Genomic DNA, 11,317 nt, shown 5'->3' with positions numbered 1-11,317 from the left:
AATGCGCTCCATGGCCCTGGTCGAGCTCTATCAGCAGGTGATCCTGGATCACAACCGAACGCCGCGGAATCGGCGCGAGTTGCCCGCAGCGACCCATCGGGCGCGGGGACTGGACGCGCTGTGCGGTGACGACCTCATCGTCGAGCTCACCGTCGAGGACGGCCGCATCGAGGACGCCGGCTGGCACGGCGAGGCCTGTGCCGTGACCACCGCATCGGCGTCGATGCTGACCGAGTGGTTGCGCGGACGGTCGGTCGACGGACTTGCCAACGACGCGGCCAGATTCCGGGCCCTGCTCGAGGATCCCGAGCATCCGGATGATGGCGAGTTCAATGAAATCAACTGCCTGCGAGCGGTATCGAAGTTCCCTTCGAGGGTAAGAAACGCCTTGTTGCCGTGGGAGACGGCGCTCGACGCCGTCTCCCCGCGGCGCTGACCGCCCGCGGCGGTCGTCGGGACTCGCGGGCGGCGCGTCGCGGGGCCCCTAAGGGGCCGGGCTCAGCCGCAGCAGGCGGCCCTCGGCGGCATCGGTCAGCACGTAGACCAGCCCGTCGGGGCCGACCCGTACGTCGCGAAGCCGCTCGCCGAGCTCCTCGAGCATCAGGTGCTGGCCGACGATCTCCTCGCCGTCGAGTTCGACCCGGCGGAGCTGTCGCGCGGCCAGCGCGCTGACCAGCAGGTCGCCGTCCCAGTCGGCGAACGGCTCGCCGCGGTAGATGGCCAGCCCGGCCGGGGCGATCGACGGCGTCCAGACCAGCCGTGGGTCGACCATGCCGGGTCGCTCGGTGTACGGCGAGATCGATGCACCGGAGTAGTCGATGCCGTGGGTGGCGACCGGCCAGCCGTAGTTCGCGCCGGCTTCGATCACGTTGATCTCGTCGCCGCCGCGTGGACCGTGCTCGTGCTGCCACAGCACGCCGCGCCGGTCGTCCCAGGCCAGGCCCTGGACGTTGCGGTGGCCGTAGCTCCAGGTTTTGGGCCGGGCATCGGCTCGGCCGACCAAGGGGTTGTCGGCGGGCACCGAGCCGTCGGCACCGATCCGCACGATGCTGCCCAGGTGGCTGTCCGGCTGCTGGGCCGATTCCCGGAAGTCGAAGCCGTCGCCGAGGCCGAGCACCAGGCTGCCGTCCGGCAGCCAGGCCATCCGGCCGCCGTAGTGGACCGGCGTGTCCTTGGTCGGCCGGGCCGTGAACAGCACTTCGAGATCGACCAGCCGGTTGCCGTCCAGGCGGGCCCGGCTGACGCGAGTGGTGTTCGCCTCCGGCGTGCCGTGCGCGTAGGACAGGTAGACCCAGCCGTTGGTCGCGTGGTCCGGGTGCGGCAGCGCTTCGAACAGCCCGCCCTGGCTGTTGGCGTAGACTTTCGGAAGGCCGGCGACCGGCGCGTCCTGAAGCCGACCGTTGTCGATGATGTGCAGGTCGCCGCCGCGCTCGGTCACCAGCATTCGCCCGTCGGGCAGGAAGGCCAGCGACCACGGCCAGTTCAGCCCGTCGGTCACGGTGTCGATCTGGTAGTCTCGCGCCGAGGCCGCGGTGGCGAGCAGCACCAGCAGCCACGGCAGCAGCGCAATGAACGAGCGGGGAAGGATTCGCATGGGCAGGGACGATCGGGCCGGGTGTACGGCCGAGAATACCAGCGCGACGCGCGCAGAGAAACCATGACGCGGCGCGTCCGTGTGGTGCTGGGCTGGGTACTGGCGGTGGTCGTCGCCGCGCTCGGCGGCACGCTGGTCCAGGTTTGGACGAACGCCGCGGCGCTGGTCGCACTGGGTGTGCCGGTACCGCTCGGCGAGCGGCTGGGGATGCTGGCCCACGACCTGGTCCGGTTCGCGCCGCTCTATGCTGCGTTGATCGCGGCCGGATTCATCGTGGCCTGGCCGGTGGCGGCCGGGCTGGCCCGGCTCCGGCCGGGCTGGCGCAGCGCGCTGTTCCCGCTGGCCGGGTTCACCGCCCTGGCGACGCTGTTGCTGGCCATGCAATGGGCGCTGCCGATCACCGCGATCGCCGCGGCGCGCACGCCGCTGGGTGTCACGCTGCTGTGCCTGGCCGGCGCCCTGGCCGGCCTGGTGTACGTCGTCGTGACCCGTCCTCAGAAGTCCTCGTCGGCGTAGCCCTGTTCGACCAACCAGTCGCGGTCGGAGTCCTCGTTGACGTTCTCGAACAGGAAGGTCGAGAGGTAGCGCTCGCCGGTATCGGCGACGATCGCGACCAGGGACGAGCCCTCGGGAGCCTGCTCGGCCACCTTGACCATGGCCGCCACGGTGCCGCCGCCGGAGATGCCGGTGAAGATGCCTTCCTCGCGGGCCATCCGCTGGGCCATGTCGCGCGCTTCTTCGTCGGTGACCGGAACGATGCGGTCGGCCATGTCGCGGTCGAGCACCTCGGGCACGAAGTCCGGGGTCCAGCCCTGGATCCTGTGCGGCGTCCAGTCCTTGCCCGACAGCAGCGCGGCGCCGGCCGGTTCGGTGGCGATGACCTGGATGTCGGGCCGCCCGGCCTTCAGCACGCGGCCGGCGCCCGACAGCGTGCCGCCGGTGCCCCAGGCGGTGATGAAGTAGTCGAGTCGGCGGCCGGTGAAGTCGCGCAGGATCTCCGGGCCGGTGGTGTTGGCGTGGTACTCGGGGTTGGCCGGGTTCTGGAACTGGCGGGCCAGGAACCAGCCGTTGCGCTCGGCCAGCTCGGCGGCGCGCCGGACCATGCCGGTCCCTTTCTCTTCCTTCGGCGTCAGGATGACCTTCGCGCCCAGCGCCCGCATCAGCTTCCGTCGCTCGACCGAGAAGGTTTCGACCATCAGCGCGACGAACGGATAGCCCCTGGCGGCGCAGACCATGGCCAGCGCGATGCCGGTGTTGCCCGAGGTGGCTTCGACCACCGTCTGGCCCGGCTTCAGCGTTCCGCGCCGCTCGGCGTCTTCGATGATGCCGATCGCCAGGCGGTCCTTGACCGAACTCATCGGGTTGAAGAATTCGAGCTTGGCGTAGAGGTCGACGTGCGACGGGCCGATGCGGTTCAGGCGAACGACCGGGGTGCGGCCGATGGTGGTGAGAATATCGTCGTGAATCATGAGTAGAGCCTCGCGCGCTTGGACGATGGAGGGTTGGGAGTGTAGCTTCGGTCGATCGGTGGCGAAGTCAATGGGGGGGGTGGCAGGAGCGAGGAGAGAGGGTCGAGGGGCCGTCGAGGGCCGGGCCAGGGGCGAGCGCTGGAAGAGGGCGCCGTCCGGGGACGGTCCGGGGGTTCATCGATAGACCAGGCGCGCGGCTTCCACGGCGTCCAGTCCGCCGACGGCGGCCAGCAGTTCGGTGCAGGGTCGCACGCGCCAGCCGGGACCGAGCTTCAGCGTGGCCTCGGCGCGGCCGTTGGTGTAGTGGACGACGACCGGCACGTCGCCGTGCCGGTACGGACGCAGCGCGGCGGCCAGGTCTTCGGACAGGTCCCGGGTCGACCGGCCCGCGGCCAGGCGGAGCTCGAGGTGGTGGGCGAAGCGTTCGCGGGCCTGGTCCAGCGTCTCGACGTGTTCGGCGACCATCCGGTAGCCGCCGTTGAAGTCGTCGATATCGACCTTGCCGCTGACCACCACGACCTCGTCGTTGACCAGCACGTCGCCGGATTCCTGCATGACCCGGTCGAACACCGCGACCTCCATCCGTCCGCTGCCGTCGTCGATTGCGGCGAACACGCCCTTGCCTGGCCGGCGCCGAAGCGCCACGACCAATCCGGCCAGGGTCATCGGCACTCCGACCCGGCGACCGCGCCGGCCTTCGCCGTTGCCGCCGCCGTTGCCATCGAGTCGCTCGCCGACGGCTTCGATCCGGCAGCTGACGAAGCCGCCGAGTTCCTCGACCAGGTCGTCCATCGGGTGACCGGTCAGATACAGGCCCAGCGTTTCGCGCTCGGCGCGCAGCCGCTGGCGGGCATTCCAGGCCGGGACTTCGGGCAGCGGCGGATCGTCGTCGGCAACGGCGGCCGGCCCGCCTCCGCCGCCGAACAGGCTGGCCTGGCCGGCGGCGGAGTCGGCCTGGTGCCGCTCGGCCGCCGCCCAGGCGTCGGGCAGTGCCTGCATCAGCGCGGCGCGGTTGTCGCTGATCGGGTCGAGCACGCCGGCCCGGACCAGCGTTTCCATCGTGCGCTTGTTCAGCTTGCCGAGATCGAGCTCGCGCAGCAGTCCGGTCAGCGAGCGGAACGGCCCGGTGCGCTCGCGGACCTGGACGATGTTCTCGATCACGCCCTCGCCGACGCCCTTGACCGCGCCCAGGCCGTAGCGGATATGCCCGTTCTCGACCTCGAAGCGATAGACCGAGGCGTTGATGTCCGGCGGCAGGATGCTCAGGCCCATGACCCGGCAGTCCTCGATCAGGTTGGCGACCTTGTCGGTCTTGTCCATGTCGGCCGAGAGCACCGCGGCCATGAACTCGGCCGGGTAGTGGGCCTTCAACCAGGCGGTGTGATACGCGACCAGCGCATAGGCCACCGAGTGCGACTTGTTGAAGCCGTAACCGGCGAAGGTCTCGATCAGGTCGAACAGGTGGCCGGCATCGTTGGCGTCGACGCCGTTGTCGGCCGCGCCGGCGCAGAAGATCTCGCGCTGCCTGGCCATCAGCTCGCGGTCCTTCTTGCCCATCGCGCGCCGCAGCAGGTCGGCGCCGCCGAGTGTGTAGCCGGCCACGACCTGGGCGATCTGCATGACCTGCTCCTGGTACAGGATCACCCCGTAGGTCGGCGCCAGGATCGGCTCCGTAAGCGGGTGCGGGTACTTGACCGTGGCACGGCCGTGCTTGCGCTCGACGTAGTCATCGACCATCCCGGCGTCCAGCGGACCGGGCCGGAACAGCGCGACGGCCGCCACGATGTCGTCGAAGCTGTCGGGGACCAGCTTGCGTAGCAGGTCCTTCATGCCGCGCGATTCCAGCTGGAATACCGCCGTCGTGTGGGCCTTCTGGAGCAGCTTGAAGGTCGGTGCGTCGTCCATCGGGAGCCGATCGAGATCGACCTCCGGCTCGCCCTGCGCGCGACGCTGCCGGTTCACCGATTTCAGCGCCCAGTTGATGATGGTGAGGTTGCGCAGGCCGAGGAAGTCGAACTTGACCAGGCCGACCGATTCGACATCGTTCTTGTCGAACTGGGTCACCACCGAGCCGGTGCGCGGATCCGTGTAGAGCGGGGTGAAGTCGGTCAGCGGGCCCGGTGCGATGACCACGCCGCCGGCGTGCTTGCCGGCGTTCCGGGCCACGCCTTCGAGCTGCAGCGCCAGGTCGTAGATGCTGCGGGTGTCGTCCTCGCGCTCGAAGCGCTGATTGAGCTCCGGCTCCTGCTTCAGCGCCTTTTCCAGCGTCATGTTCAGGTCGGGCGGAATGAGCTTGGCGATCGAGTCGACGAAGCCGTAGTTGTAGCCCAGCACGCGGCCGCAGTCGCGCACCGCGGCCTTGGCCGCCAGCGTGCCGTAGGTGATGATCTGGCTGACGCTCTGGCGGCCGTAGTGATCGGCCACGTAGTCGATCACGCGGTCGCGGCCCTCGACGCAGAAATCGATGTCGAAGTCGGGCATCGACACGCGCTCGGGGTTCAGGAATCGCTCGAACAGCAGGTCGTAGCGCAGCGGATCGGGTTCGGTGATGCCGATGCACCAGGCCACCAGCGAGCCGGCGCCGGAGCCTCGTCCGGGCCCGACCGGCACGTCGTTGTTCTTGGCCCAGGCGATGAAGTCGGCAACGATCAGGAAATACCCCGGAAAGCCCATCGAGATGATGACCTCGAGCTCCTGCTCGACGCGCTCGCGGTAGTCGTCCTCGGTATGGCCTTCGGCCGGGCCGTACTGCGCCAAGCGCTGCTCGAGGCCCTCGAAGCTCTTGCGGCGCAGGAACGCGTCGGCGGTTTCGCCCTCCGGCAGCGGAAAGTCGGGCAGGGCGTACTCGCCGAGGGTCAGCTCCAGGTTCAGCCGCTTGGCCAGCTCGACCGTGTTTTCCAGCGCCACCGGCAGGTCGGCGAAGACCTCGCCCATCTCGGCCGGTGATTTCAGGTACTGCTGATCGACGAACTCGCGCGGCCGGTGCTTGTCGTCGAGCAGACGCCCCTGGTGGATGCACACGCGGGCCTCGTGGGCCAGGAACTCCCCGGGCGTCGAGAAGCGCACATCGTTGCTGGCCACCACCGGCACGTCGGCGTCGATTGCCGCGGCGATCAGCCCCGACTCGACCGCCTGTTCGCCGCTGCGGCCGGTGCGCGCCAGCTCCACGTAGAGCCGGTCCGGGAAGCGCGCGGCCCAGGCATCGAGCCGGCGCCGCGCCTCGTTCGGATGACCCAGGGCAAGCGCCTGGCCCACGTCGCCGGCCCAGCCGGTCAGCGCGATCAATCCGCTGCAGGCCTCCGGGGTCAGCCAGTCTTCGTGGACCCGCGGCTGACCCTGGTGACGACCCTCGATGAAACTGCGCGAGATCAGGCGGCACAGGTTCAGATAGCCTTCGCGGTCCATCACCAGAAGCGTGGCGACATGCGGCTCCGGCCGGCTGGGCGTGAGGATGCGCAGGTCGGTACCGACCAGCGGCTTGATCCCGGCCCGGTTGGCCTCGCGGTAGAACTTGACCAGCCCGAACAGGTTGTGCCAGTCGGTCATCGCGATCGCCGGCATGCCCAACTCGCGCGCGCGGGCGACCAGCGCGGCCGGCTTGGCCAGTCCGTCCTCCAGGCTGTACTGGGAGTGGACCCGCAGGTGCACGAAGGACGCGGCCCGGGCGGGCGTCTCCGGCGTGGGCTCGTCGGCGGGCGATTCGGTGGGGTCGGCGGGCATCCGGAAAGTATAGGCAAGCCCGCAGCGGGGCACCGGGGCGCGTTCGATCCGGAGTGAAAAAATTCACCGGAGTGTTGCCAAATTCGGGGCGGTTTGGTATCTTTGCGGGCTTGGCTGTACGGGCGATTAGCTCAGTTGGTTAGAGCGCTGTCTTGACATGGCAGAGGTCGCTGGTTCAAATCCAGCATCGCCCACCAAATTTCCCTCTCAGGCTTCCTTGGGCACACGGCCAGCAGCGCCGTTCGGTGCTCACGATCCTCATGTGCCATATAGGCACACTGCGGTCGCTGCGCTCCGCGCGTCACTGCTGTCCGCGCACCCAAGAAACCCCGAGAAGGAAATTTCATTCCCGTCATAACTGTCTTCTACGCCACCTCCGCCATTTCTCTGGATTCGGGCACGATGGAGAAATCCCTCCGAAGGCCCGTTTCATCGTCTTGTCCAGTTCCGGTTCTTCATGTTCCACGAAAAATTCGAGCAGGTGACTCATGTCCGAGCAAAGCCGTGATTCGCGAGGCTCACCGCTTGGCTCGCTGATCCTCCGGCTCTGTGTTGGACTGATCATCGTGCCTTACGGCCAGGAGTTCGCCGTCGGCGCGATGTCGCCGGTGATTTCGACGCCGGCCGATTTCCAGCTCGATCCGGCCACGGTCGATGGAGTGGCCGCGGTGCGCTGGATGCTCGATGCCGAAGTCATCAGTGCGACGATGGTTCCGCCGGAGCAGGGTATTTTCGCGCAACTGGTGATGTTCCAGCCGCAGGCGGACGGCTCGGTCCTGGCATTCGCCGACGCCGGGAGTTTCGTCCAGGCTGGCCAGTCGCAGGTGCTGGACCGGGTGCTGCTCGAAGCCGAGTTCGGGCTGCCCGGCCAGCACCCCGATTTCCGCGCGGTCGGGCGTCCGATGTCGTTCGGGCTGCAGTTCGGTGCCAGTTATCCATGGGGGGTCCAACCCGATGCGTTCTTCGTCGATGGCCGGATGACCGGAGACAATTGGCGGGTCGAGATCCTCGGCGGTGCGGGCATCTTCGACGACGGTTTCGAGGCGGCCGCACCGGCCACGACGGCGATTGCAGGGTCCGGTGCCTGCAACTGCACGGTGCCGTTCGCAGTCGGGCGTCGAGCGACCGTGGCGCGGCCGGCGTCAGTCGGGCGCGTCGTGGTTCCTGCAGAAGGTTTCGAACGCTTCGACTTCGAGCGGGCGGGCGAACCAGTAGCCCTGGATGGCGTCGCAGCCCTGTTCGCGCAGGAACTCGACCTGGGCGCCGCGCTCGACGCCTTCGGCAACGGTGCGCATGCCGAGGCTGTGAGCCAGCTGGATGATGGCGCGGACGATGGCCCGATCGTCCTGGCTGGATTCGAGGTCCTGGATGAAGGCGGCATCGATCTTCAGGCAGTTCACGGCGAAGCGCTTGAGGTAGTTCATCGACGAGTAGCCGGAACCGAAGTCGTCGATGGCCAGCGAAAAGCCGTTCTCGCTCAGCGCGCCGATCGTCTGTTCGGCGAGCGTCGGGTCCTTCAGCGCGGCAGCCTCGGTCAGCTCCAGCTCGAGGCACTGTGGAGCGATGCCGGCGTGGTCCACGGCGTTGTTCAGTCGGTCGATCAGGTCATGCTGGGTGACTTGTGAGGCCGACAGGTTGATCGCCAGCACCGGCACGTCGAGACCTGCGTCGCGCCAGGCTCGCGCCTGGTGGGTGACCGCGTCGATGACCCAGCCGCCCAGCGTGTTGATCAGGCCGCCCTGTTCGGCCAGCGGAATGAACTCCGACGGCGGAATGTCGCCGAGCTCGGCGTGCCGCCACCGGATCAGGGCCTCTGCGCCGATCAGTCGGCCGTCGGCCAGGTTCATCTGCGGCTGGTAGACCATCCGCATCTCGCCGCGCTGCAGCGCCGGTCCGATGCCGCTGATCAAGCGCAGCGTGCGCTCGCTGACGCTCTGCAGGCGGCGGGAATAGAACCGCAGGTTGTTCCGCCCTTCGCGCTTGGCGTCGTACATGGCCGCTTCTGCGTAGCGCAGCAGCCGATCGACGTTGTCGGCATCGTCCGGCGCCAGTGCTGCACCGACCGAGGCGGTGACCGCCAGTTCCCGCCGGCCGACGCGGGTCGGGGTCTGGATGATGTCCATCAGGCGGTGGGCGCACAGTGCCGAGTCGCTCTGGCTTGCCCGCGGAAGGGCCACCAGGAAGCTGTCGCCGGATTGGCGGCCCAGCAGCGCGTTTTCGTCGAGTTCGACGCGCAATCGGTTGGCCGTTTCGAGCAGGAACAGGTTGCCGACGTCACGGCCGAGGCTCTCGTTGACCAGCTTGAAGTTGTCGAGGTTGATCCAGAGCACGGCCAGCCGCGGATCGGGCGCCGAGAGCAAATGCTCCAGGGTTTCCTCGATCGCGGTCCGGTTGGGCAGGCCGGTCAGCTGGTCGAAGCGGGTCAGCCGGTCGACGCGCGACTCGATTTCGCGCCGCTCGGTGATGTCGCGGATGTGCGCCAGGTAGTGCGTGACCTGGCCGTCGGCGGCGCGGACCGGGTAGATCAGCGCCTGCTCGAGAAAACGCTGGCCGTTCTTCCTCTGATTGATCAGCTCGCCCCGCCAGGGCTGACCGGTCGACAGGGTCTGCCACATGTCCCGATAGGTCGACTCCGGCGTCTGGCCGGACGCGAGGATCGAGGGGTTCTGTCCGATCACCTCCTCGCGGGTATAGCCGGTCACGGCTTCGAACGCGGCATTGACGTACTCGATGCGGGAGCGGGCATCGGTGATCAGGATCGGGTTCGGGCTCTGGTCGACTCCGATCGACAGCAGCCGAAGACGGCCATCCTGCCGCTTGCGCTTGACCGCCGACCAGGCGGCATTGGCCAGCACCTGCAGAGCGAGTACGTCACGATCGCAGTAGGCCGTGTCGCGGTTGCCGACCACCAACAGCAGGCGCGCTTCGTCATCGTCGCTCACCGGCAGGCTGATCCACCGCATCAGCTGACCCAGCGGGTCCGATCCGGCCTCGGGCTCCGGTGCGGGCTGGTTGCTGACGATCGGTCGTTGCTGGCGCAGCCCGTCGGCCCAGACGCCAGCGCGAGCGAGTTCGATCGGCTGCGCAACCGTGGTGTCGCCGGTTCCGGTCTGCGCCGTGCACGGCGTCAATCGGCCATCGGCTCCGATCCGGAACAGGCGCGCGATCGGGCTTCGGGTCAGTTGCTCGGCCATCGACGCCGCCGAGACCAGCAGTTCGTTCTCGCTGGCCGATGCGCTCTGACGGTGCAGTTCCAGCAGCGCTGCGTTGAGCCGCGATGGCGCGCTGCCGGCGTCGGTCGCCGCCGGGGTGCTCGGACGGCCGTCGCTGCGCGCCAGCAGCGTGAAGGTCGGCTCGCCTCCGGCCTGCGGCGTCCGGCGCGAAACCGAAACCTCGATCCGCCGGCGCCCGGCCGGCAGCCCGACTTCGATCGAGGCGCGCTGCGGAATGCCGCTGCGTTCGACCTGCGCGAGTGCTGCGCGACAGGTATCGACGGCCTCGTCGGGCAGGATCTCGTCGAGTCGGCGGCCGCGCAGCGCGTGGGCGGCGCCCGTGAGCACGTCCGGCGGATTGGCCTGCAGGTGCAGGATTCGGGTCGACCGATCGATTTCGGCCAGCAGGTCCGGCAGTTGCTCCGGGCCGGCGGCCGGGTCGCCGGCGACGACGCCGGGCAGCCGCAGCCGCGTCCGCGGGATTTCCAGCAGCAGTGCGCGAATGAGGAACAGCGCGCCGATCACCCGGAAGGCATGTCCGAGCAGTTCGCCGACACCGGGGTCGGCGGGTGCGGTCGCGATGGCGGCCTCGCCGAAGGCCAGGACCACCCCTGCGGCGACGAGGTAAGCATGGCCGCTGGGTGCCGGGCGAAGCAACCACGCCGCGTGCAGCGCGGCCGCCGACAGGTACAGCGCGATCAGCAGCATCGAACCGGGGGTCGGAATAGGCGCGGCCCGGCCGGTGCTTTCGGCGGGTGCAAGCAGGATCAGCGTCAACAACAGCAGCCAGGCCAGCAGCCCGATCAGCAGGACGGCCGGCGGCGAGAGCGCACGGAACCAGCGTTCGGGCAGCGCAGCGGCGATCAGCACCATGCCGGCCAGGGTCCGCGCGGCGCCGAACCAGTACGAGCCATTGGCGTGGCCGCGGGTCGTATCGAGGAGATTGACCTGCAGTGCGTGCACGAGTTCGAACGAGAACACGCCGGCGAACAGTGCACCGAACAGGGCGATGCGGTCCGAGGCGCGGGTCAGGTAATGCAACCATGCGGCGCCGGCGATCATGGCCGAGACGGCCACGGCGATCAGGTCGATGGTGATCCAGGCCAGGGCCGAGGCGGCCAGGCGCGAGATCGGCTGGGAGAGGGGGGTCAGCATCAGGGCTGCAGCGACCAGCACGCACAGCGCCACACCGGTTGCGGCTCGAACGGCGGTACTGCGGTGGATCGGATGGACCACGTGCGTTCGTTCCCCCGTGTTCTTCTTTCCCCGGCTCGACTGTACCCAAGCAAAGCGCCGGAATCCAGTGGAATCTTCGCGGGTAA

Annotated in this window: 7 protein-coding genes and 1 tRNA gene; 3 read left to right on the top strand and 5 right to left on the bottom strand. The window is 68.7% G+C overall.

Annotated features, from left to right (window positions below):
* The first annotated feature begins 1 nt into the window (after nt 1).
* Entirely contained in the window at nt 2-436 is a 435-nt protein-coding gene (sufU, locus tag HFP89_RS10320; protein WP_168717578.1) for a Fe-S cluster assembly sulfur transfer protein SufU, read from the top strand.
* A gap of 48 nt (nt 437-484) precedes the next feature.
* Here sufU and HFP89_RS10315 read toward each other — a convergent pair whose 3' ends face one another.
* Nucleotides 485-1,594: a PQQ-dependent sugar dehydrogenase gene (locus HFP89_RS10315; RefSeq protein ID WP_168717577.1), complete on the bottom strand. Its 1,110-nt coding sequence runs from the start codon at nt 1,592-1,594 to the stop codon at nt 485-487.
* Between the two features lie 63 nt (nt 1,595-1,657).
* Here HFP89_RS10315 and HFP89_RS10310 point away from each other — a divergent pair, with 63 nt between their 5' ends.
* Complete coding sequence (locus HFP89_RS10310; protein WP_168717576.1) at nt 1,658-2,110, top strand: hypothetical protein; 453 nt, start codon at nt 1,658-1,660, stop codon at nt 2,108-2,110.
* On the opposite strand, the gene cysK is transcribed toward HFP89_RS10310, so the two are convergent.
* Together cysK and dnaE are read right to left on the bottom strand one after the other, a co-directional pair.
* Nucleotides 2,089-3,063: a cysteine synthase A gene (gene cysK / locus HFP89_RS10305; protein WP_168717575.1), complete on the bottom strand. Its 975-nt coding sequence runs from the start codon at nt 3,061-3,063 to the stop codon at nt 2,089-2,091. The genes HFP89_RS10310 and cysK overlap by 22 nt on opposite strands.
* A 174-nt stretch (nt 3,064-3,237) precedes the next feature.
* On the bottom strand, nt 3,238-6,783 hold the full coding sequence (gene dnaE / locus HFP89_RS10300; RefSeq protein ID WP_168717574.1) for a DNA polymerase III subunit alpha: 3,546 nt from the start codon (nt 6,781-6,783) through the stop codon (nt 3,238-3,240).
* A 120-nt stretch (nt 6,784-6,903) separates the two neighbouring features.
* On the opposite strand from dnaE, the gene HFP89_RS10295 reads away from it, so the two are divergent.
* Nucleotides 6,904-6,980 (top strand) — tRNA-Val (locus tag HFP89_RS10295).
* A gap of 321 nt (nt 6,981-7,301) precedes the next feature.
* Here the strand turns inward: HFP89_RS10295 and HFP89_RS10290 are convergent.
* Together HFP89_RS10290 and HFP89_RS10285 are read right to left on the bottom strand one after the other, a co-directional pair.
* Nucleotides 7,302-7,658, bottom strand: coding sequence for a hypothetical protein (locus tag HFP89_RS10290; protein ID WP_168717573.1), 357 nt, complete (start codon nt 7,656-7,658; stop codon nt 7,302-7,304).
* A 267-nt stretch (nt 7,659-7,925) separates the two neighbouring features.
* Nucleotides 7,926-11,231 (bottom strand): EAL domain-containing protein, encoded by a 3,306-nt coding sequence (locus HFP89_RS10285; RefSeq protein ID WP_168717572.1) that lies wholly within the window; start codon nt 11,229-11,231, stop codon nt 7,926-7,928.
* Nucleotides 11,232-11,317 lie beyond the last annotated feature (86 nt).

This window comes from Wenzhouxiangella sp. XN79A (genome assembly GCF_012272825.1).
In the GTDB taxonomy this organism is placed as follows: Bacteria; Pseudomonadota; Gammaproteobacteria; order Xanthomonadales; family Wenzhouxiangellaceae.
This window is presented reverse-complemented; position numbering and strand designations above follow the sequence as displayed.

Coding starts and splice junctions, on each gene's coding strand:
- sufU (WP_168717578.1), top strand. CDS start 2: ATGCGCTCCATGGCCCTGGTCGAGCTCTATCAGCAGGTGATCCTGGAT.
- HFP89_RS10315 (WP_168717577.1), bottom strand. CDS start 1,594: ATGCGAATCCTTCCCCGCTCGTTCATTGCGCTGCTGCCGTGGCTGCTG.
- HFP89_RS10310 (WP_168717576.1), top strand. CDS start 1,658: ATGACGCGGCGCGTCCGTGTGGTGCTGGGCTGGGTACTGGCGGTGGTC.
- cysK (WP_168717575.1), bottom strand. CDS start 3,063: ATGATTCACGACGATATTCTCACCACCATCGGCCGCACCCCGGTCGTT.
- dnaE (WP_168717574.1), bottom strand. CDS start 6,783: ATGCCCGCCGACCCCACCGAATCGCCCGCCGACGAGCCCACGCCGGAG.